Here is a 21,388-nt window from a genome sequence, read left to right as displayed (position 1 = left end):
TGGCAAAACTGAACATAATACCCATCAGCCCTTTGGACGATCCGAACCCGCTTAATTTGCTTATTGTCGAATCGCCACAAGTCCCAGGTACCCTTGAGTCTAACCTTACCTATCCCTTTTTTATCCCTAAATACAATCGACTTCTGATCAGGGGATAATTTCCAACCGGATTGCTTATATTCAACGGAGCGACAATGCTTCTTGAATCTGGGATAACCTTTTTTGCCTGGCACCTTCTTCTTACAGTTGTCATAAAAGCGTTTAATTGCCCGTTCTACGTTTTCTACAGAAGCTTGACAGGCATGACTATTGAGTTCTTTTACAAAGTGAAATTCATCTCTTAACTGAGTGTTATAGCGATAGAGTTCTTTCTTGCCGATACCTCGATTGTCCATCCAGTATCGAAGCACTTTGTTTCGGACAAAACGAGCTGTCCTGATCGCTTCATTTATTGCTAATTTTTGAGGCTCTTTTAGGACAGCCTTGAACTCCATAACCAACAATTAAAATCACCTCCTTAGGTTATTTACATTACTTTACTTACTATCATAGTCGATATTATAACGCAACAGTTCCCAAACAGTTAGGGAATAAATTCCTGTTCGGGCTAACCCCATAAATGGAATTTAGGTGCTTGCGCCCTCATGGTTTTCGGTCAGTTAGATTTTAGGGAAGTGTTCTTCTAGGCAAGTTCGTAGCAGCTTTGGGTCAAAGAGAATTGGTATAAAGTGAATGCTTTTGACTTCTGAGAAATAAAACAAAATCGGTACTGATGTCCAGAAGATTTCCCAATTTTGCCATTCCTGATAAGGAAAACGCCGGATCAGGGTCTCGGAGCGATAAATATCCAAGGCGGTTTCAGTAAATTGCAGGCGTATGGTTACGGCCTGAAACAACAAGAACAACCCAAACAATGCGATCGCTAAACTTACCCAGGGTTGTATGAGCACTATTGTCACTGCAGCAATAATCAACACTATAGGCAGTGTGTAGCTTGGGGAGAGTTCAACGGTTGATGTCGATTTTGGAGAATAATCAGCAGAAGTCACTTGGCTTAAATCCCGAGCTGATAAACTTGAATGAATATCTGAATATAATCTAATTCTAAGCCTATATTCCCAACTTCTTCGATCTTCCCAACTTCTTCTATGGCATTTTCTGGGATGACAGTTAGCTAATCTTACCTACTACCAGTATGTAGCACATGCCTGAGTAAGATTGACCAAAAATTGATTTAAATCCCTGTACGGAGAGGGGGGGATTCGAACCCCCGATGGCTTTGACACCATAACAGATTTCGAGTCTGCCACCTTAAACCACTCGGACACCCCTCCATGATCTAATCAAGCCGCACCCCAGACTTCATCTGAAATTTGAACACAAAACCCTGGAATTTGTCAAGCCTTCCGTTTAAAACTCGCCTGTTGCTGGGTGGTCAATGTTAAGTGAGCTAACTGAGGTGCGACCCGTGGCGAATTTAATTCTTAATGGGTCAAGGGCACCTAATTGAATTGATTATTGCGCGCTAGGTGTTTTAGCAAACAGCGATAGCAGTCAGATCAAGTCCAGTGGCATAGGGAATTGTATAGCGGGAAATGGGATCACCATCAAGGAACATCAATGTCTATCTCAATATCTTCAACAGTAGTCTTAAAACCACCATCCGGTGTCCACTGGATAGCACCATCACGGCCTGTCCAATAGAGGGTCATCTTAGCATTGCGCATTAGCTTCGCCGTGTAGGAATCCACTACATTCGATGATGCGATCGCAATTTTTGGCTGCAGGGCATCGAGGAATTCTGGCCTCAGACTTTTTCCCGACCACCAAAGTACTTGTAGGTCAGGGAAACTGATGGTTTTGGCTAACTGTTTTTGGACGCCTGGTTTGATATCTCCTAGGAGTAACCAATTTTGGTCAATGATGCGCATTAGCAACACTGGTGGTTCAGTGTTGACTAATTCTATTGATGTAGAGCCAAAAGAGAGTATTTCACCCACTGGAATTGGTTGGTAGTTCGCCTCCCTAGAGGCTACTGCACTAGCGATAGAGTTACGGGTGACAATATCGTTCCAATTTTGAGCCTGAGACAATGGTCGTTGTAAATCAGTATTATCGTAGAAGGTCTCGATCGGTAAACTACCTAAAACCTGAACCCAACCACTTCTGAGTTGGGGCTGCTTGTCTAGAGCAACCGCCCAATTAATATGATTGATACCTTGCTTTTGCAGAAAAGGCAGCACTGTAAACCTTACTGTATCAGGGTTGCCACTATTGAGCAACGTTACTTGTCCCTGGTCTTGAATCACTAAAATTTGGTCATTTCCTGTAGCTAGCACTGTAACTTGAAACAATTTTGACGCTTGTTGCCATTGGGGCAACACCACCACAGTGACAGCAACTAGACTAATCAGCCACCAACGAGGATGTAACCATTTAATCAAGCAAGCTAGAGCAATTAGCCCGTAGAGGAATAACAGTTGCCCTAGGGAAATTTTGCCCACCGCTACAGAACTTCCTGGCAACTGATTGAAAAATTGCACTAGTCCCATCAGTCCATGGGTTGGGTAATACAGTAACCAAGCCAGTCCACTTCCTGCTGTTGGCCAAATTAGTCCTGCCAAGGCGCTGACAATTCCACCCAAAGTGATTATAGAAATTAGGGGTGTAGCAATAACACTAACTGGTATAGAGTAGCTGGCAACAACTTGAAAAACATACAGTTGCAGGGGTAGAGTCCAAACTGCTGCTGCAATTGGCACAGCAACTAGGGATGCGATCGCAGGTGGCAACCAATCCAAACGTTGGATAATCCCTGGTGCAGTGATTAGTAATCCTAGGGTGGCCAGAAAACTCAGCTGAAATCCCAAATCCCAGATCCACAAAGGATTAAATAGGAGTAACAGTGTTGCTGCTAACAAGAGTGACCCTAAAGGCTTCACTTTCCGTGCCGTCACTAATGCAATTAGGGCACCCACCCCCATCAGAGCCGCCCGCATTACCGATGGCTGTAGTCCAGTTAATGCCACGTAAATTAACAGTACACTCAAGCTAATACTGAACTGCTTTCCTTTGCTTAAACCCCTGGTAACGGCTAAGACAAAACCCAACAGCAAAGATACATGGAATCCAGATGCTGCTAAGGTATAGGCTAACCCAGCCTGAATAAATTGATCGCGGATATCGTAAGGCAAATCAACAGCACGACGTCCTAAAACCATTGAACTGACTAAGGGACCTGTGGGAGAGCCTAAAAAGCGAACTTGGGAACGGATAATACGTTGTCGCAGTCTCCACCATCCCCAGGGTTTGCCAATAGTTTCCTCATCAAAGTTTATTTGACGCCCACTCAAACCAGCAAAAGCCCCTTGACGAGCAAGATAGGCTCCAAAATCAAAGGCTCCCGGATTAGTCACTGGCTTGGGTTTATATAAAACCCCAGTTACGCTAATTATCTGACCTGGATATATCCCAGTTCCTTGAAGTAATGGCACAGTTACATACAACTTGCCTGTCACTCCTTGACTTATCGCTCCCCCATCTTCGCGACTTTCAATTTCAGTTAACTGAGTAGCTTGTAACCAAAATTGTGTACGCTGATTTCGGGTCAGGCGAGGCATACTCTCCACTTTGCCTTCAACCTTAAACAGTTGCTCTGGAGCAATGCTATTGGTTGAGGGGACATATTCGCTAATGTCATTCAGTTCTGGTTGTGGTACCCGCAATTGAAAATAGACCACCGCCAAGGCCGAGATTAGTCCTGCTGCTACCCATAATCTTGGTTTTGGTCCTGTGCGCCAGAACCTGGGGAATGCGATCGCAGCCACTATCCCTGTGACAACCAATCCTGTTACCAAAGCTCTGTACTCTTGCCAGGGAATCTCACCAGTCGGTAAGTTGAGAATCCCTGTAGAAAGTAAGCCGAGAATATAAGCAAGACTTATTACTGTACCACTGGCAGGCTTCATTAGATCGATAAACCTAGCCTTAAGCCCAAAACAACATGAAGCAATAGCAGGCAAAGTGGCGTACTTCCTAAGTAAGCATGAACGCTACGCATCAATGCTTTGTTCCCGCCAAAGCCAGTCAAGGCAATCACCCCATTAGCAGCCAGCAAAATCAGTACGATAGATCCTGTCCAAAAGTGTGGGCTTTCTAGAATTGGTTGATACTGCATTACTAGAGACAACACCCCACCCGTGTAGCCACCTGCGATAAAAATGAACATCCAGGGTGCTATTTTTCGATGATCACTGCGACTCTGTAGTGCTATTTCAGGATCAGATACTACTCGGCCACGCCATCCTGCTATTCCCACAAAGCTACCCATAATCAATACCACAATTCCCATCATCAATGGGTGTCCCCAATGCACCACTGGCTCAGGAATAGCTAAAATCCTAAATTGGTTAGCAATTGGTTCTAACAGCTGACTGAAATTTCCCACCGGTGTAAAACTATCCTCTCGATTCAGGTTGACCTAGCTTAAGTAACCATCTTTGTAGCATATTCAGAATTTGATTGGGCAAGACACTGTCAACATTCCCAGATACCGGTGTTTAGATTCCTTGACACTTGTCTCAAACTAGGAAACAGATAATTTCATTCACTCGTAGCTGAACGTGAACAAACGATCACACCAGATCTATAGAAGGCTGGCTGGATAGATCCTTTGCCTGTCCCTGGTTAAAAGGAGACGCAGGGCTTTAGCTCCCAGGGCAAAGCCATCTAAATTTTTTTTGACAAATGAGTAAGACTATGCATCGAAGACTTTGAAGAAAACCTGTAAGGGGATCTCCGAGAGATCCCCATTTGTTAGAGGGCGATGCGGAATATCCGACACTACGCGAACGCTTACTAGCTGATTAGTGACAATCAATTAATCACCCACATTTCGCATCCCGCCACTGTCACTACTTTATTTTTGATAATGATAATATTTTTTTTAGAGCTATAGTAATACTAAATAGCTTAGGATTACCCTGGCAAATTTAGAACTCTTATATATCAAAATTAGTATTTACTAATTTTTTTCTGTCGCTAACGTAGCTTTGGAGTTTTTTTGAGCAATGCCTTTACTATAGACAAGCCAGGTAAAGATGACTAATCCAGCTTCGGTTCCTACTAAATCGTGAAGGATATGAAATAAAGCATTGAAAGTCACTTGTGGATCAGTATAGGGATTCCCTCCAAACTTATCTAGAAGAAACACAAACGTTAAATTGACTCCAACTGAGAAAATTGGGAAAAGAATAATTTTCCAATCTTGGAGTATTTTATAGCCTCGATAGGTCAACACACCCAAAACTATAGTAAGTGCAATATAAATAGGAATCTTAAAATTATCGTTACCGGCTTTATAACCTAAAGGGTACAAAATTGAAACAACTAACAGACTAATCGCAAACACAATATTAATTAAATTGGTTATTATAGTAGTCTTTTCCACTAAACCATCGGCCCACAGCGCAAATGCTGAAATCAAGAAAAAGTAAAACATGAAATTCAGCATCGTAAAATCGTTTTGATAATACCAGCATTGGGTGACATGCCAACCAATTTCTGAAGCGATCGCCACCATCACAAAAGCTAGCCCCAGTTGAGACGCAAAAATACTTCTCGATGGCAGTCCTAAGTTTTTTAAACTGTTGTAAAAAATTCTCATCGCCAGAGGGATGATGGCAAAAACCAGCACGTGGGTGATAATTAATCCCAGTTTCCAACCATCGACTATACAGGTTCTAGAGGGGTCTGTCGGGGATTCTGCGATTCCGGGCAATGTGGCGAGAATATAGCCAAATCCAGCTAAACCAATTAAGAAGCAGAGTGCAGTAAACCCTAAGTTAGTAGTAAAAATCTTGCCATCGTTATTTTCGTGGGATTTAGTAAATTGCTTTGAAGACATTCATACAGCTCCTGCTCATAGACAACTAAAACAAATCGCCGAAATCCCTGGAGGAGTATCCCCACAGCCTAATACCAACTACTAATTCTCTCACAATAACTATCCCTGGAATCTAATAGTTAAGATAAATTTTAGGTTATCATTGATAAATGTTAAGTAACCATCAAATTTATAATGATTGCGTTACATATCTTTGTTAATATATAGATTGCTTTACAAGTGTGATGGGTAAATCCCCTGTACTTTAGTCGAGGGATATAAGCGAACAGATAAATTGATTCATCCGTGATGGGGGTCGCTAATGTACACTAAAACTTTCTGAGTGCTAATCTTGCCAGTGGTGTCAAACATATACGAAGGTGTCCATAAACTTGGCAATCTCAACAGGTCTGGAAATTATTGTCTAAGCAATAATGATCTTCGTAATTGGTTTGTTCATTGCTGTTACTGTACCTCACGCTTACTAGGAAACGTTATAGTATGAAGCAAAAATTTTACCCAAAATTGACCTTAATCGCTGCTTATTGCATCAGTCTATTTGAGTTTTATACCACTGCAGAGGCGCTCACCATCGATCAATGGTCTCTCAAGATTATGCCTTTAGGAGACTCAAACACTCGTGGTAAAGCATTGGATCGAGCCGGATATCGAGATGACCTGTGGGCATTGTTTAAAGATAATGGCTATAAAGTAAATTTTGTCGGTAGCGCTACCTCAGAAAATCCCGAAATAGTTTTAGGGCAAAAGAACACATATGTGTTTGATCAAGACCATCAAGGGCATGGGGGATTTGCCATAACTGGTGTTGGAGCATCCAATGCGTGGTCGGATTTAAACTCCGAAATAGAAGATTGGCTGAAGCAAGCAAGACCGGAGATTGTATTATTAATGGCTGGAACAAACGACATCCTTTTTCAGAATGAAAGCCCTGAAGATACGGTCAATGAAATGATTTTACTCATTGATAAAATTCTCGCCTGGTCAGATCAGGTATATTTGTTTGTCTCTTCAATTCCCCCGATTAACCCCTCTGCACTTAAAGATGGTACTATCAAGAATCAGAAAGCAGATAAATACAATAATCTATTGGCAAATTTGCTGACGGGAGAAAGTTATAAAAACAAGAACATTCGATTTATTGATAACCGCGATATATTCACCCCTGATGACATGCTTGAGGATGGTATTCACCTAACCCCAGAGGGTTACAAAAAGTTGGCTCAGGCTTGGTTCAAAATGATGCTCGGCATCGGTACCAGGGAAAAGCAAGATAATATTCCTATAGATGTTCCCGTTGAGATCGAGATCTATAGTAATTGAGAAAAAAATCTGTAGCTGTTGAGACTACAAAATCCCTCGCTATGATCACTTCCGGTAGGGTTTGCTCATTGCTGTTACTGTAGCTCACGCTTACTAGGAAAGGCTATAACAAGTAACGATTTCTATAGTTTACCAGAGATGTCTCCACCAAGGAATAGGCTTAATATCAGGAAAATCGATTTTATTGCGGATTTCATCAATATCCCATCCAGTCAACTCAGCTAAGGTTTGAGCTTCCTGTTGCAATCGTCGATTTAAAGATTGTTGATAGTCAACTCCTGCCCTACAGCTCATCTCCCCAGTAAACGGATGACGAAGGATATATCGTCCCTGAAACAATTCACGATTGGACGTTTCCTGGAATATCAAATCTTCTGGGAAGGTATCACGGGTATAGCGAACATGGAGGCGAGTGATATAAACATTATTATTGGGTCTTCTATTGGCTCTTCCCGAGTTTAGCCAAAAGACACCTGATTTCCGGAGTTCTTCCGGATTGAGAGGGTTAGCTGAACATGGGTCACAACTAGCCATATTCCAAGCATATTCAACAAAAGCTACTTTTTTCCCTTCACTCTCGTAAGCAGTTTGGAACATAGCAGTGTAGAAATCACCAAACTCTGTTTTGACAAATACCGGAATTTCAGTATTAGAAGGAATCTTCACCGTGCGGTAGTTTGTAATTTCAGTCTGACCTCGGGGTGATAAGACATAGACAATGAGGTCTTGCTCACCGGTAGCATTCATCATCCCTAAGCGAATGGGCAGCATAAATCGGGGAGACTCGTAAGCCATCTGGAGGGGTCGCAACCGTTGGTAGGCAGTTTTGTCAAATTCCTCCAGATTGACTTTGGCAACGAAAAATTTCATATTCTGGCGGATGTAGGGTCGCAATAGCCGATTTGCTCCCCGTGGAATTTTGTAACCGTTGCGTCTAAGCCAGGTTTCTAAACCTCTAGAGTCCTTAGCACTGAGGATAAGAATGTTATATTCTCCAACTGAGAAGCGCTCCTCTACCGTGACACCTAAACTAAGATCATCAGTCTTCTGTGACCTTGTGCCACCTGGACGACCTAGGTCTGTTGGCGCACTTTCGAGATACCTTCGGTAATCGGCACAGGGGTCTGGGTCAAAATATTCCACTAGTCGAGGTGCACTAAACTGATCGAGGCGTTCAATAATCTTAGGGTCACCTACATTCACCTGTTCTCGCTGAAGCACCACAGGAACTGGGACAACCATAGCAAAGTCTTTAACATCCCCTTGATAGTCATTTGCCATGGTTAAAACAGTGCGATCGCCATCCCGAGCAATTACCACTTGAGAGGACTGGTTATATAGTTTAGTATCAGCTTTGGCGACATAAAACCCACAAAAACCCCAGGCTTTTTGTGCCAAGCACAAACTCACGAAAACCGTTATAAAAATAGTACTTATAACCCGAATAATTTTCATTTTTATTAATTTTTTTGTCTTTAACTAAAGTTACTTAATGTCATTCAACAAAGTCACTATCATCCCAGGAAAATCTCGTAGATGACCAGATAAAATCCAAAAGTACGCTCAAAGGGGATAGGGCAAACAACGCCCAGAAAATAGCAGTAGGCATGAAGAATTGATTGCGCAATATAAAAGTGAGTAAGGCAATACACACTGCCCAGAGCAATCGACTAATCGGTGCATTAGGGATTGAGCGAGGGTCGGTTAGCATAAATAGGGCAAACAGTAAGAAAGACCCACTCATCAACCGATGGCAAAATACATCCCAACTCCAGCCAAGCCAGAGATTTCTAATCCCTTCTAAAACGGCATAAGCACCCAAAAACGCTGCCGTTGTATCCCATCGTCCTACCCGTTTTAACACCATACTCCCAGTGCCCGCAAATAATAGACCATACCAACCATCATCCCCCCACTGTCCGGGAGAAACCCAAGCATCATTGGTTAGGATAAGAACAGCAATAATTCCAAAATTGGCTGGATTAAAAAAATGCTTGCCCTCAACTCGGAAGATAAATTTACTCAAAATTCCTAGGGAGCCAGCTAAAACCATAGTGCTATAGTTATCAGCTCGCAGCAGAAGACTCAAGCTTAAAGCTGTAATCATAGCACTTTTTAGGGAAGGGGATTTGGGAGAACTGGCGATAGTAGCATCATTATCCTGGGGGCAATTTGGTTTTTTTCTCAGCAGATTAAGAATTGTTTCTAAGGTTTGAATTTTGCACCATTCAAGGGTAGTTTGGAAAAAGGGTTTCGGATTAAAACCCAAAGGGAGGCCAAGGAAAGGGAGGCCAAGGAAAGAGAGGCTGAGGTCCCCAGAGTTTTTGATTGCGGATCTGTGTTTGGGGTTTGACCAAAGAAATGCTGCTAACCACTGAGTTAGTAGGCAGCTTACGATTACAACTAGAATCAAGTCTGGTCTTAGTGTCCAGTCCCGAGTGCTGATGCCCAAGACTAGGAAAATGGAGAGAAACAGAATTTGATTGTTTCGGGGGTCTTGTTGCCACATTATCTACGGATTCTGATCCGACTTTTAAAGTAATCAGGGCGCTCTGTCTGGATCAGGTTTAACACAAAAAAAGACGCTAACTCTACCAAGACTAATGCCAGAGCGGTCAGGAAATGTTTACCCGCTGCCAACACCAGGCTACGGGAGCGATCGCACCATACTGTACAAATGCCTTTACAAATGCCTTTACAAATCCCTTTACAAATGCTATAGAGCTACTATTTTTGAGTGGTTCATCGGGCATGATATCAAGTATAGTGGTCAGTTAACCATTACCCATTACCCACTCCCCTCAATTATTCCATCATTAATGGATAATTCTCTAGGTTATAAATTAAGAAAATTTTAGTTAGATGGCCAGATAATTGCCAATTGTAATTAACTATAATTAGCCAAAATTTGACGAATTTGATCATCAATAGTCTCTGGTTTCTCCACCATCGCCATATGTCCACATTCACCAATTTCAATCACATTGTCCCCACAGGATTGAAAGAGACTGTGAAAACTAGCAAGATGACGCACATATTTCGGTTCCATTACCTTATCCTGAGTACCAGCAATGAAATAAACAGGTTGTTTGAGTCGGAAAACCACCTGAGGTAAGCGATGCACCTCGGCTTCTGTGGTGGAATCTAGTAACGTCCTCAGTGCAGCTTCCGCGTTAGCAGTAACAAAATCAATAACCCGTTGACGTCCCCATTTCCGGGCAATAGGACGCGCTACCTGGGCCCGGGTAAACAGTAAGTCCAGTAAAGGGACATAACACAACCAACGGGGACGACGTTTTACCAACTGCTCACCAGCCAGCCGAAAGCGCTCAAATTCTTCTTTAAGATAAATCCCACCACCAGCATTAAGACAGATTACCCCTTGAATCCTCTGAGGCAGCAAATAGGCACCCCATATAGCAATGCTACCCCCTAGGGAATGACCAACCAACCAAGCCTGCTCGATTCCCAGTTTTTCTAGCAGGATGCCCAAGTCCTGAGCGTAGGCCGCTAAGGTATAGCGGTCAGTGGATGAAGCCGTAGTCTCAGGAAATGGTGATTCCGAGTCGGGGTTCGATGTTGAGCTTTGAGTGTTATGAATTTGGGACTGGGATTCACCGAATCCGCGCAGGTCATAGATCAGACACTGATACTGCTGTGACAACCTATAAATTAGAGGTTGCCAATAGCTACGGCTTAACAGCCAGCCGTGGATGAAAACTAGAACAGGGCAGGATGATTGAGTAGGAGGTGTTAATTCGTAAGTATGGGATACTCCTAGGATGTTAATGGTTGCCATACCTTGATCTTATCGAAGAATTAACAGGATAGGAAATTAGTCAGTGATTTTAATCACATCTTGTTTGTCCTTACTTGAAAAGTAGGCAGGGTGATGGACTTAGGCACCAAGAGCCTTAAAGCCCGGTTTCTGGTTATAAATCAAAGGCTGAAATCGTTGTAATTACGTTAAGAAAGTGGGTTTGCGGCATAAGTCCTGTGCTTGTCACCCCTTGATGACTAAAACACTTGACCTAGTAATCGCCGCCGAATACTTTCAGCAATTTTTTGACCTAAATAATCGGGAATCAAGTTTCCGTTAGGGCCTAGTAGGTAAAGAATCAGCCGGGTTCGTCCCCGCCACACCAGCAAGTTGGCATTGACCACCAGTAAATCCTCTTGCCATATGGCGTACATAACTTTGTAAAATAATCCAGGTTGGTTATTTGCCTCAATTAACAGCGCTGGTAGATGAAACACTGGGTCTACATAAAATTCTGTTTCTACCTGCTTCAAGCCAGCATCGAGATTAAATTCCACTGCCAGCATTTGTTCCACCTCAAAGCGCCCTGCCAAAGCCTCCCTCAGGGCACGGCAGACATTTTCTGAGGTTTTGTGGGTCAGCGCTTTCCGGTTACGAGACACCACCAGTTTCATAAATACCAGCATTGGGGCACTAATTTGACCATAAAGACTGAGACTGTGGATAGTCAGTCCATAGGCAGTCAGAACCCCAAAAATGTCACTGAGCAGAAAAGACTCATTGCGGTAAGCAAAATGCAGGACACTTTTTGAGCCTTCTGGTTTGATCTCAATTACAGCATGTTTGCTTTTATAGAGTCGGTAAGCCAGTCTGAGGTTGTGCAGTTGGATCTCACTACTGACAAACTGTTCATAGAACTTAGGAAACGCTCGGTTGAAGCGTTTCAGGATTTCTTGTTGGGATGATTTCCAACCCACAGTGATCGATAGGGGTAGGTGGCTATTCTTATTTATCAAAAGGTGCGACCCGTGGCGAATTAAATTCGCCAAGTAAGAGCGCACCTGAGCTTTTTGAGTTAACACAACCCGGATTGCTTCTAGGGAGACTTACAAAAATACTGATAAAAGAGCCTTAAATGTATATATAGATAGAGTTTAACATTGATTTGCTTGATTTATTGATATATATGGCTTTGAGCCCCCAGGCAACAACAAGTGCGGATCTGATTCATTTCTGATCAATCCTGCTGATTAGCCTAGTGTAACTAATCTTCCCCAACTTCCCCACCTTCGGTAGCTTGCCGACTTTGATTGTCTTGATGCAATAGCGAGTGGTTTTGGATCTGTGTGTTAAGACATAACCGCCGGATGGGGGAGCCTTATTTCATGTAACTTAAAATTATTACTCATAGCCTATCGCTTATAAAGGCTCCCCTCTCCTTACGGTAATTCAAAGGAAACCTGCGTCCGCACCGCTGTTTGCCCCGTGGAAACCACGCCAGTCGCTCATGGTGGGAACCCCCTTTGGCCGCGCTGGCTCCCTTTGACCGCGCTGCATCGCTTGTTGATTTTAGATTCGCCTAAGGGCTCAAATGTGTCCCCTCCGAAGAATCTTACCCTGTCTTGATTCAGCGGGGTCTTGAGGGAATGCTAGGATAGGAATTTAGATAGGAGGCTTAATTGTGGTATTATCATTTGCACAAAGAATTAGTTTCAGATCAAGGTAGGTCGGGTATGATAGTTTTCCTGGTGGAGTAAAACCAATAGATCAAATATCACTTTCTGTTTTTTGAAACATTTAAGTCTGGCTCTGGTTGACCGAGACCCAGAACGTCTGAGCCGTCAGGGAAAGAAGACCATTACCAGTCCAAGTAGCTCACAATTATGATAACGCCACTGTCACACCTGCATGGGTTTTTGGAAAAGCTTCTTTAGCAGTTCTGACACTGCTTTGCCTCAAACACGAACTGAAGGAGATACCGTAGAAGGTGTCAAATATCGCACCGACGGTGCCTCACGGGTATTTTTCAGTACAACACGGGAAATTGACCTGTACGAATTGGAAGAACTTTGTGATGCTGTTGGTTGGTCTCGGCGTCCTTTGCGCAAAGTTAGGAAAGCCATTCAGCATAGCTTTTTGGTTACTTCTATGTGGTACCAGCGAGGTAACACGAGGCGCTTAATTGGCTTTGCCCGTGCCACTTCTGATCATGCTTTCAATGCCACAATCTGGGATGTAGTGGTTCATCCAGATTTCCAAGCCAAGGGACTGGGTAAAGCTTTGATGAGATATATGATCAAAAAATTGCGCAGCCAGGATATTAGCAATATCACCTTATTTGCCGATCCTCAAGTAGTAAGTTTTTACCGTAAAATGGGATTTATGCCTGACCCAGAAGGTATTAAAGGCATGTTCTGGTATCCAGATTAATCTCGAGTACACACAAAGTGCCAAAAGTGAGTTATAGTAGTTATACTACTTAGAGGTAGCATCCGGGATGTAGCGCAGCTTGGTAGCGCGCCTGCTTTGGGAGCAGGATGTCGCAGGTTCAAATCCTGTCATCCCGATTAGAAATTCATCAGTCAGTCAGTTAACCAGTCAAGACACTAGGTTAAAGTCAGTGGAACTTGATAAGATTCAGGTGCAGAGGCATTAAACGCCCCCAATCAGCTAAGTTGACATGCCACGTCAAGCTATGATCGACAAGAATGACTTGAAGATCTGCTTCTACTGGAGGTTAGTGAGGTGCGTTCAGATCTCTCAGTCAGCAGGGTATTCTAGTTGTAACAGGCTCTTCTTCGTTAAAATTAGAGGTAATTTCTATGAAATCATTGTTCCGTTGGGGCACAACATTAAGTTTAGTAGGGAGTGCCTTACTAGGCTCAGTGACCGCAGAAAATTTACCGGCACTAGCTCTGACCGAAGAGCAGGTAAGAGAAAAGTTGAGACGTGTCCCTGTATTTGCAGTTACTGATACTAAAGGTTCGCCACTAGTAGCCTCAATTCCAGATCAGCAAGATCAAAAGAAGACTACCTCAGTGGCAGGTGTGTTTATTAGCCAAGGAGATGCTAATGCCTTTGTACAGCGTTTAAAGCAGCAAAATCCTGAACTAGGTAGCAAGGTACAAGTAGTGCCTGTATCTTTGATGGAAGTTCATGAGCAAAATCAAAAGAATCGCACCGTTCCCGATGGTTTAAATTTTGCCTACATACCAAACCAAGAGCAGTTAAAGCAGGCACAAGCGATCTGGAACCAAAATGGTCAAGAAAAAAAGCCATTTCAGGGGGTACCGCTGTTTGTGGCAAAAGAAGCTAGCAATAGCGGATACCTAACCATTCAACAAAATGGGGTCTCATCAATTCCGTTCTTTTTTAACAAAGAACAATTGCAGAGTATAGTGAACCGCTATAAGCAGCAAGACCCTAACTCCCAGGTTAAGATAGAAGTAGTGCCTCTAGAGGGCGTTATTCAAACCTTACAGGAGAGCAATGATCAGCAGCTAGAGAAAATCGTACTAGTGCCATCCCAGGAATCCATTAAATTTTTGCAAAGTTTGCCCCCAAATCAAGGCCAACGTCCAAATCAATGATTATGGATCAGCAGTGGGTGGTCTCGGGAAAAGAACTCTGGCAGTGGCGTCAAGATGCCTGCAAGTCTGCCACCGAGGCAGGTGTTCCTACAGCCGAAGTGGACTGGTTGCTAAAGGAGGTAGCTGAGCTTGACCCATTAGTACTGCGCTTGGAGTCATGGCAACAGTGTTCCTTTTCAGGGAAAGCCACTGAAAACTCAACTATTCAACTTTCCCAACCTCTAGCTGTACTAACCCAACTCTGGCAAAGGCGTATCCATCAGCGATGCCCAGTTCAATACCTAGCTGGGGTTACTCCTTGGCGTCATTTCTCCTTGAGAGTTTCCCCAGCTGTCCTGATTCCCCGCCCAGAAACTGAATCCCTGATTGATCTGGCGGTCAATGGTGTAGCTATGAGCTCTACACCTGACTTATCATCAGGACACTGGGCGGATTTGGGCACTGGTAGTGGAGCGATCGCTTGTGGACTGGCAGAGGTATTTCCCCATGGGAAAATTCATGCCGTTGATTGCACTCAAGAAGCCCTTGCCATTGCTCAACTTAATGCTCAACAGTTGGGCATGGCAGAAAAAATTAAGTTCTACCATGGTTCTTGGTATTCACCTCTAGAAGCCTGGAAAGGTCAGTTAAGTGGTATGGTGGCAAATCCACCTTATATACCTAGTAACTCCCTCAAACAGCTACAACCAGAAATATACTACCATGAACCCCATATTGCCCTCGACGGTGGCAGGGATGGTCTAGACTGTATCCGACAGCTGATTGAGATGTCTGGGGATTATCTGCGCCCAGGCGGTGTTTGGTTAATTGAAATGATGGCAGGACAAGCGGACAAGGTTGTTCAACTACTACAAAACCAGGGCAGTTACTCTCAGATTCAGATATTTCCCGATTTAGGAGGTATTGACCGCTTTGCTCTAGCTTATAGGAAGTATGAAGTATAAACAAGGTATGGATGAATGCCAATAGGTAAAAAGCTTTGGATAATTTCCGCAAGCTTTTACCTTTAACGTTATAGCTTCTTCTTTTTAGTGTGCTGGTGAGCAATGACCCAAGTTTCTATGGCTACCCTGATTTCCGGGGCTCTCTCAGGTAAGCTGGTAAGTTTTCCGACAGATACTGTACCAGCACTAGCAGTGCTACCGGACAAGTCAGAGTTGGTGTTTGAGGCAAAGCGGCGTCCTCAAGACAAACCTTTGATTTTGATGGGGGCATCTCCTAAGTCTCTTTGGCCATATGTTCAAGGTACTTCCTCACAGAGGTCGATTTGGGAACACATGGCTCAGAAGTATTGGCCAGGAGCATTAACATTGGTTTTACCCGCTTCAGATAAAGTACCTACCGTTATGAATCCTTCTGACCCGACTACTATTGGGGTGCGTGTGCCAGCTTCCAGGATAGCGATCGCAATTTTGTCCAAGACTGGTCCGTTGGCAACTACCAGTGCTAATTACTCAGGCGAGCCACCTTTGCAAACCATGGCAGCGGTTGAGGTGCAGTTTCCCGAGGTATTGACGCTCCAGCCAGCTGAGTTAGAAGCTATCAAACCAGACAAGATTGGCGTCCCGTCTACTGTTGCCAAATGGACAAGCAGTGGCTGGGAAATTTTGCGTGCTGGAGGGATTCAATTAGACGATTCAAAGTTTTAATCCTTCTACTCACCTTTGAAAAAAACTAGCTATCCTTAAAAAGATCTGACAAAAAAGTATGAAGTTTGAATTGTGAAGGAAGTCTGAATTGTGAAGGAAGCCTGAATTGTGAAGGAAGCCTGAAAACGTTCTATCGATTGGTTACTTGGCAACAGGTATTTTTTTTAGCCTGGTTGCCTACCCAACTCTACCCTTGTCGATTAGCAGCAGTACAACCTTCAACCTTCATTCTTTATCCTTCAATTTTTTTAGGTGCGCTTTCCGTTGGCGAATTAAATTCGCTCAAGGTGCGCGCCTCCTAGGCCGCGAGCAATCCCTCGCGGCCTAGGATCGCACCAACGGGCTCGCACCTTTTGACGTTTTTAGTGTGGCAAGACTTAATAAGCATGGGTGAGACGGATCTGATCTATTTGCTAGTAGGCATTGGGTTAGGAGTTATGGGGAGTCGCTTCAGGAAATTTTTCCATGAAAGCACAAACTCAAAGACCTCTGGATGCCATCAAACTGATGCTGAAGAAATCCAGCATCTAAAAGAGGAATTCAAGCAAAATGAATTGGCTTACCAAATGGCAAGGGAAATGAGCCAGTTTAAAGCCGGATTTTTGGCACGAACTTCCCACGAGTTGCGATCGCCCCTGAGTCGGTTGATTGGTTTACATCAGTTGATTTTGTCGGATCTCTGTGAGTCTCCAGAAGAAGAGAGAGAATTTGTGAAGCAGGCTAACGCCTCTGCCCATACTATGGTCAAACTGCTTGATGAGGTGACTGCTGTAGCTAAAACTGAACACGGTACTAACGTTTTGGAGATTTGCTCAGTCCCGTTGAAGCAGCTGTTGGAAGACCTCGATCGTCTCACCCATTTGCAAGCTGCCAATCGCAATCTCCACCTGGAAATAGTTCCACCTGACCCCCAAATCTATATTTTAGCAGATCCACGGCGTTTTCGACAGGCATTAGTAATGATGGTAGATACTGCCATTACTCAGATAACCAGTGGTCAAATTAAAGTTTGGACTGCACTGTCCTATAAATCTGAAACAGTTTCCATCTGGATTGATATGCCCTGTGCCATCAGCTGTTGGGCTGAAGCTGTTGATTTATTGCAATTACCTCTAGATCAATCAAAACAGCCCAGTGAAACGGTATCCACTTCATCTGGACTGACCTTGTTGATGATTCAAACACTCCTGGAAGTGATGCAGGGGCGTATAGAAGTATTAGCGGTCCCCAGTGAAGAAGCTCAAAATGATGCCTCTGCTGAGAATCTTACCCGGTTTCATGTTTCTATACCCCAGGGGATTCCTGAGATTGTAGAGCCTTACTAGGGACTAGAGTAGCTAGAGGCTGATTGTACAAAACCATTGTGGTACTGGAGTTCAGCTCAAAACCAATGCGTTCGTAAAAACTTTGTTGATGGGTGGTCATCAGATAAACTCTCTCTACTCGGCTCATCTGAGGATGAGAGAGTGCGGTTTCCACTAGCTTACGCCCTAGCCCAGCCCCTCGATAGTCTGGGTGGATAACGACATCCCAAATGGTTGCCCGATAAATTCCATCAGAGGTAGCTCTGGCTAATCCAATCAGCTTCTGGTTATCCCAGACACTGATGACAGGATCACTGTTAGCGATCGCAACTTGCCAATCCTCGATTTTTCGGTCTTTTGCCCAAAAAGCACCTAGGTTAAACAATTGCTGTAGCTGGTAATAGTCGATTTGAGATTTGCGATCGCAAAACTGAATATGGCGGTAGTCCATAGTTGCAAAAGTTCCTTCTGATTTTGTTAAACGTGCCTTTAAATTGACTTACTTTCCTGATGTTAGTCTGGAGTTTTAATGAAAAAAATTTAATTTAAAATAGGGTTCAGAGCCTGTCCTATTGACTACTTTTCAGTAATAGAAACCAGAAAATTTTTCCTGATTAATTAACAATTTAAAATTGACAATTAATCAGGATTAAACGGGTTTGCAGATAGCTGTTAAAGATATCTCTATCGATAGGTTATCTCTGGCTTGACAAACCCAGGGAGCTGAATATTACAAAATGTTAAGATTATAACCTATTGTAATTATCTCGGTCAAATCCAATAACTGATCCCATGGGTGATAGTATGGGCTATTGTTGTTCCATCACGACACCTGTGCACAACCACCTCTCACCCACCCCATCCAAACCCCATCCCCAATTGCCTAATCAGCGTTGGGAAATTGCCCCCCTCAAAACTGAACAAGCTAACCAACTCGCCCAAGCTAGAGGCATTTCCCCCCTAATCGCTCAACTCCTTATTAATCGGGGTATTGAAACCTCTGAACAAGCGCAGGTTTTCCTCAATCCCCTATCTCAGGTGATGCCTGCACCAATTGATGAATTTCCCGATTTGGCAATTAGTGTCGAGATGCTCACTGAAGCGATCGCAAATCAAGAAAAAATCGCTATCTGTGGAGACTACGATGCTGATGGCATGACCAGCACGGCTTTGTTACTCAGAGCATTACGCTGGTTGGGGGCGGATGTAGACTACGCCATCCCGAGCCGGATGACAGAGGGTTATGGCATCAATACACGGATTGTGGAAGAATTTGCGGAGGAAGGGGTGGGTGTGATTTTAACGGTTGATAATGGTATTGCTGCCCATGAACCTATCGCTAGAGCTGTAGAACTGGGAATAACGGTTATTGTAACTGACCACCATGACCTACCTCCAGAACTTCCAGACGCTGATGCCATTCTCAATCCTAAGCAATTGCCGGAAGAGTCACCCTATCGAAGTTTAGCGGGTGTAGGGATAGCTTACATTTTAGCTATCTGTCTAGCACAAGAACTGGGTCAACTCAAAGGCTTGACGCAACAACTGTTAGAACTATTTACTCTGGGAACTATTGCGGATTTAGCCCCTTTAACCGGTATCAACCGACGTTGGTTAAAGCGAGGCTTAGGGTTATTGCCTCAATCTCAATTAGCAGGAGTTCAAGCATTAATCGAGATAACTGGGGTTAAAGATGACCAAAAATCCCTCAAGCCCGAGGATATTGGATTTAGACTAGGCCCTAGAATTAACGCTATTGGTCGCTTATCGGATCCCCAAATTGTAATTGAACTGCTGACGACCACTGCACCCCAAGTAGCACTTGAGAGGGCAATGCAGTGTGAAGAAGTGAACCAACGGCGTCAGCAATTGTGTGCTGATATTGAACAAGATGCGATCGCATTTATTGAGGATACTGGACTAGATTGGGAACAGAAGCGGGTATTAGTGATTGTCCAACCGAATTGGCATCATGGAGTCATTGGCATTGTTGCCTCCCGATTAGTAGAGCGCTATGGTGTCCCAGTCTTTATTGGAACGTATGAAGACAAGGACCAACAACACATTCGCGGTTCAGCACGAGGCATAACTGAATTCAATATTTTTGAAGCCTTAGAGTTCTGCAAAGACTTACTGGGTAAATATGGAGGACACAAAGCAGCTGGCGGATTTTCCCTACCTGCTGAAAACTTAAGCACCTTTGAACAATCCCTGAGCCGTTTTGGCCATCAATGTCTAAAACCTGAACACCTCAAACCCCTAGTTGAAATCGACGCTAGCCTAGATTTCTCTCAAATTAGCTCTAAGCTCTACCAGCAATTAGATCTGCTTCACCCCTGTGGCATTGGCAATCGGGATCCTGTCTTTTGGAGTGCTAATGTCCAAATCCTTGAGCAACGAGTTGTTGGGAAGGGACACATTAAGCTTACCTTGAATCAGGACAATCAACCAGTCACGATTCAAGCTATTGCTTGGCGTTGGGGGGAATACTTCCCTTTACCTAAACGAGTAGATATTGCCTACAAGTTGCGAGAGCATCATTGGGAGGGCAACACGACCATTGAGTTAGAGTTAGTGGGTGTCCGTCTACCCGTAGTTACTAGTACCTCAAGCCCCAAAAAAGCAGAATTTTATTACAATCAGCGCCGCTACACCTGTAGCCTTTGGGAATCTTTAAATGAACTAAGGATTAGAAACCCGGAAGGGAAAGTCCTAGCGATTCAGAAAGGACAACGCATTGGACTTTTGGGTACTAAACGGGAAGATGCTAAAGAAGTTAATGTCACTAAACCTCCTTACTACCCCTTGATCAAAGCAGCAACTCGTGCGTTGGGACTCAGCTAAGGAGTTGAAAGTTGACAAGTTACAGGTTGCTGACAAGTTGAAAGTTAACAAGTTATAGGTTGCTGGCGAGTTGAAAGTTAACCAGTTACAGGTTGCAGGTTTTCTACTGAACCTTGGCCAAAAGGCCACGCGTGCGCGTTCAACCTTCAACCTTCAACCTTCAACCCCGTCACCTTCAACCCTCTATTAAAGGTCGCCTCTAAGAGCATATAGGGCGAAAATGACCACTGGACCAGCAATCACAACAGCTGCCAGCATAGTCAACTGAGCAATCAATACCCAATCGATGTTACCTATAAAATCTAAAAAAGCTAAATACATGTGTTCTCCAGAATTAACCCAACAAAGCCGATGGTGACTAATCACAATCCATCCCTTAGATATTACTGGGTAATGATCTGTTTTTTTTAAGTAAGTTTACAAAAATATACAAAACTCAACGGCAAGCCTGACCACACCTATCACGGGTGAAAACTCGCTAAGCTAGATCTACTTTAAGTTTGTAGCTCTTTTTTCAAAGTCATGGCCACTTGGCGTTGTGTAAAGCAATGTGGCGCTTGCTGTCATCTTGACCCAGCTGAGCGTCCAGGATTAGAGGAGTATCTGCTACCAGAAGAGCTAGCGCTATATTTGAGTATGGTAGGTGAGGGGGGATGGTGTATAAATTTCGACCACACCACCCGTGAATGTCGTATTTATCCCCATCGACCTCGTTTCTGTCGGGTGGAACCTGAGGTATTTCAGGATATGTATGGGGTGGAGGAAGCAGATTTAAATGATTTTGCCATTGACTGCTGTTTGGAGCACATTGAAGCACTTTATGGAGATTGCTCTCTGGAAATGCTGCGCTTTGAGCGGGAAATATGGAGAGAATAGCGAAAATTAAAATGGCTCTCCTAGGGTGGCTATGATAAATTAGTATAAAATAATCCCCATAGCCTTTACTAAGTAAGGTTTTGAGTAATTTAAAAATGCAATTTTAATAAAACTGTATTTTGAGTTGATTGAATCCCTTG

At 43.6% G+C, this 21,388-nt stretch carries 20 protein-coding genes, 2 tRNA genes and 1 pseudogene; 9 read left to right on the top strand and 14 right to left on the bottom strand.

Translation table 11 applies throughout. The features are described 5' to 3' along the window. The 7 genes and pseudogenes from F6J94_RS11725 to F6J94_RS11695 form a co-directional block, all read right to left on the bottom strand. The coding region (locus tag F6J94_RS11725) for an RNA-guided endonuclease InsQ/TnpB family protein (protein ID WP_367142196.1) at positions 1-494 on the bottom strand (494 nt) is incomplete at its 3' end. A gap of 165 nt (positions 495-659) precedes the next feature. Further along, positions 660-1,049: a DUF3119 family protein gene (locus tag F6J94_RS11720; protein WP_293040052.1), complete on the bottom strand. Its 390-nt coding sequence runs from the start codon at positions 1,047-1,049 to the stop codon at positions 660-662. A gap of 198 nt (positions 1,050-1,247) precedes the next feature. After that, positions 1,248-1,334 (bottom strand) — tRNA-Ser (locus tag F6J94_RS11715). A 273-nt stretch (positions 1,335-1,607) separates the two neighbouring features. After that, positions 1,608-3,968, bottom strand: a complete 2,361-nt coding sequence (locus F6J94_RS11710; protein ID WP_293040050.1) for a ComEC/Rec2 family competence protein — start codon at positions 3,966-3,968, stop codon at positions 1,608-1,610. Beyond that, positions 3,968-4,447 (bottom strand): DUF4079 domain-containing protein, encoded by a 480-nt coding sequence (locus F6J94_RS11705; protein WP_293040048.1) that lies wholly within the window; start codon positions 4,445-4,447, stop codon positions 3,968-3,970. The genes F6J94_RS11710 and F6J94_RS11705 overlap by 1 nt, the downstream gene beginning before the upstream one ends. 576 nt (positions 4,448-5,023) lie before the next feature. Beyond that, a complete protein-coding gene (locus F6J94_RS11700; protein ID WP_293040046.1) occupies positions 5,024-5,905 on the bottom strand; it encodes a hypothetical protein in 882 nt (293 codons plus the stop codon). 279 nt (positions 5,906-6,184) lie between these two features. Beyond that, positions 6,185-6,313, bottom strand: a pseudogene (locus F6J94_RS11695) (IS200/IS605 family transposase); the annotation flags it as partial. 72 nt (positions 6,314-6,385) lie between these two features. Between F6J94_RS11695 and F6J94_RS11690 the strand changes: the two are divergent. Beyond that, entirely contained in the window at positions 6,386-7,225 is an 840-nt protein-coding gene (locus F6J94_RS11690; RefSeq protein WP_293040044.1) for an SGNH/GDSL hydrolase family protein, read from the top strand. A gap of 129 nt (positions 7,226-7,354) precedes the next feature. Here the strand turns inward: F6J94_RS11690 and F6J94_RS11685 are convergent, their stop codons facing one another. The 5 genes from F6J94_RS11685 to F6J94_RS11665 form a co-directional block, all read right to left on the bottom strand. Beyond that, a complete protein-coding gene (locus tag F6J94_RS11685; protein ID WP_293040042.1) occupies positions 7,355-8,680 on the bottom strand; it encodes a DUF2330 domain-containing protein in 1,326 nt (441 codons plus the stop codon). A gap of 40 nt (positions 8,681-8,720) precedes the next feature. Further along, entirely contained in the window at positions 8,721-9,494 is a 774-nt protein-coding gene (locus tag F6J94_RS11680) for an RnfABCDGE type electron transport complex subunit D (protein ID WP_367142195.1), read from the bottom strand. A gap of 346 nt (positions 9,495-9,840) precedes the next feature. Continuing rightward, a complete protein-coding gene (locus F6J94_RS11675) occupies positions 9,841-9,978 on the bottom strand; it encodes a hypothetical protein (RefSeq protein WP_293040038.1) in 138 nt (45 codons plus the stop codon). A 134-nt stretch (positions 9,979-10,112) separates the two neighbouring features. Next, positions 10,113-11,024, bottom strand: coding sequence for an alpha/beta hydrolase (locus F6J94_RS11670; protein ID WP_293018379.1), 912 nt, complete (start codon positions 11,022-11,024; stop codon positions 10,113-10,115). Positions 11,025-11,242: 218 nt separating this feature from the next. Next, a complete protein-coding gene (locus F6J94_RS11665; RefSeq protein ID WP_293018507.1) occupies positions 11,243-11,968 on the bottom strand; it encodes a hypothetical protein in 726 nt (241 codons plus the stop codon). A 925-nt stretch (positions 11,969-12,893) separates the two neighbouring features. On the opposite strand from F6J94_RS11665, the gene F6J94_RS11660 reads away from it, so the two are divergent. The 6 genes from F6J94_RS11660 (at position 12,894) to F6J94_RS11635 (ending at position 17,549) form a co-directional block, all read left to right on the top strand. Then, a complete protein-coding gene (locus F6J94_RS11660) occupies positions 12,894-13,415 on the top strand; it encodes a GNAT family N-acetyltransferase (protein WP_293018381.1) in 522 nt (173 codons plus the stop codon). Between the two features lie 63 nt (positions 13,416-13,478). After that, positions 13,479-13,552 (top strand) — tRNA-Pro (locus tag F6J94_RS11655). Positions 13,553-13,807: 255 nt separating this feature from the next. Continuing rightward, complete coding sequence (locus F6J94_RS11650) at positions 13,808-14,575, top strand: Tic22 family protein (protein ID WP_293018383.1); 768 nt, start codon at positions 13,808-13,810, stop codon at positions 14,573-14,575. After that, entirely contained in the window at positions 14,572-15,519 is a 948-nt protein-coding gene (gene prmC, locus F6J94_RS11645) for a peptide chain release factor N(5)-glutamine methyltransferase (RefSeq protein WP_293040036.1), read from the top strand. Before F6J94_RS11650 ends, prmC begins: the two co-directional genes overlap by 4 nt. 102 nt (positions 15,520-15,621) lie before the next feature. Further along, positions 15,622-16,224 carry an L-threonylcarbamoyladenylate synthase gene (locus F6J94_RS11640; protein ID WP_293018386.1) on the top strand — a complete coding sequence of 201 codons (603 nt, stop codon included), beginning with the start codon at positions 15,622-15,624 and terminating at the stop codon, positions 16,222-16,224. A gap of 386 nt (positions 16,225-16,610) precedes the next feature. After that, positions 16,611-17,549 (top strand): HAMP domain-containing sensor histidine kinase, encoded by a 939-nt coding sequence (locus F6J94_RS11635; RefSeq protein ID WP_293040034.1) that lies wholly within the window; start codon positions 16,611-16,613, stop codon positions 17,547-17,549. Here the strand turns inward: F6J94_RS11635 and F6J94_RS11630 are convergent. Next, the gene (locus F6J94_RS11630; protein WP_293040032.1) at positions 17,509-17,979 is read right to left on the bottom strand and encodes a GNAT family N-acetyltransferase; all 471 of its coding nucleotides are present in this window, start codon (positions 17,977-17,979) and stop codon (positions 17,509-17,511) included. The genes F6J94_RS11635 and F6J94_RS11630 overlap by 41 nt on opposite strands. Positions 17,980-18,320: 341 nt before the next feature. On the opposite strand from F6J94_RS11630, the gene recJ reads away from it, so the two are divergent. Beyond that, on the top strand, positions 18,321-20,372 hold the full coding sequence (gene recJ / locus F6J94_RS11625) for a single-stranded-DNA-specific exonuclease RecJ (protein WP_293040030.1): 2,052 nt from the start codon (positions 18,321-18,323) through the stop codon (positions 20,370-20,372). Positions 20,373-20,558: 186 nt separating this feature from the next. Here recJ and F6J94_RS11620 read toward each other — a convergent pair whose 3' ends face one another. Further along, positions 20,559-20,630, bottom strand: a complete 72-nt coding sequence (locus F6J94_RS11620) for a photosystem II reaction center protein Ycf12 (RefSeq protein ID WP_293040054.1) — start codon at positions 20,628-20,630, stop codon at positions 20,559-20,561. Positions 20,631-20,894: 264 nt separating this feature from the next. On the opposite strand from F6J94_RS11620, the gene F6J94_RS11615 reads away from it, so the two are divergent. Then, entirely contained in the window at positions 20,895-21,248 is a 354-nt protein-coding gene (locus tag F6J94_RS11615) for a YkgJ family cysteine cluster protein (protein ID WP_075898642.1), read from the top strand. Positions 21,249-21,388: the final 140 nt, after the last annotated feature.

It is taken from the genome of Moorena sp. SIO1F2, from assembly GCF_010672755.1.
Lineage (GTDB): Bacteria > Cyanobacteriota > Cyanobacteriia > Cyanobacteriales > Coleofasciculaceae > Moorena.
The sequence above is the reverse complement of the archived record's forward strand: the minus strand, read 5'-3'. Positions and strand labels throughout refer to the sequence as shown.

Excerpts from the sequence above, each read along its gene's own strand:
- F6J94_RS11660 (WP_293018381.1), top strand. The coding sequence starts at position 12,894 with ATGGGTTTTTGGAAAAGCTTCTTTAGCAGTTCTGACACTGCTTTGCCT.
- F6J94_RS11675 (WP_293040038.1), bottom strand. The coding sequence starts at position 9,978 with ATGCCCGATGAACCACTCAAAAATAGTAGCTCTATAGCATTTGTAAAG.
- F6J94_RS11635 (WP_293040034.1), top strand. The coding sequence starts at position 16,611 with ATGGGTGAGACGGATCTGATCTATTTGCTAGTAGGCATTGGGTTAGGA.
- F6J94_RS11615 (WP_075898642.1), top strand. The coding sequence starts at position 20,895 with ATGGCCACTTGGCGTTGTGTAAAGCAATGTGGCGCTTGCTGTCATCTT.
- F6J94_RS11685 (WP_293040042.1), bottom strand. The coding sequence starts at position 8,680 with ATGAAAATTATTCGGGTTATAAGTACTATTTTTATAACGGTTTTCGTG.
- F6J94_RS11690 (WP_293040044.1), top strand. The coding sequence starts at position 6,386 with ATGAAGCAAAAATTTTACCCAAAATTGACCTTAATCGCTGCTTATTGC.
- prmC (WP_293040036.1), top strand. The coding sequence starts at position 14,572 with ATGATTATGGATCAGCAGTGGGTGGTCTCGGGAAAAGAACTCTGGCAG.
- recJ (WP_293040030.1), top strand. The coding sequence starts at position 18,321 with ATGGGTGATAGTATGGGCTATTGTTGTTCCATCACGACACCTGTGCAC.
- F6J94_RS11700 (WP_293040046.1), bottom strand. The coding sequence starts at position 5,905 with ATGTCTTCAAAGCAATTTACTAAATCCCACGAAAATAACGATGGCAAG.
- F6J94_RS11640 (WP_293018386.1), top strand. The coding sequence starts at position 15,622 with ATGACCCAAGTTTCTATGGCTACCCTGATTTCCGGGGCTCTCTCAGGT.
- F6J94_RS11670 (WP_293018379.1), bottom strand. The coding sequence starts at position 11,024 with ATGGCAACCATTAACATCCTAGGAGTATCCCATACTTACGAATTAACA.
- F6J94_RS11650 (WP_293018383.1), top strand. The coding sequence starts at position 13,808 with ATGAAATCATTGTTCCGTTGGGGCACAACATTAAGTTTAGTAGGGAGT.
- F6J94_RS11710 (WP_293040050.1), bottom strand. The coding sequence starts at position 3,968 with ATGAAGCCTGCCAGTGGTACAGTAATAAGTCTTGCTTATATTCTCGGC.
- F6J94_RS11630 (WP_293040032.1), bottom strand. The coding sequence starts at position 17,979 with ATGGACTACCGCCATATTCAGTTTTGCGATCGCAAATCTCAAATCGAC.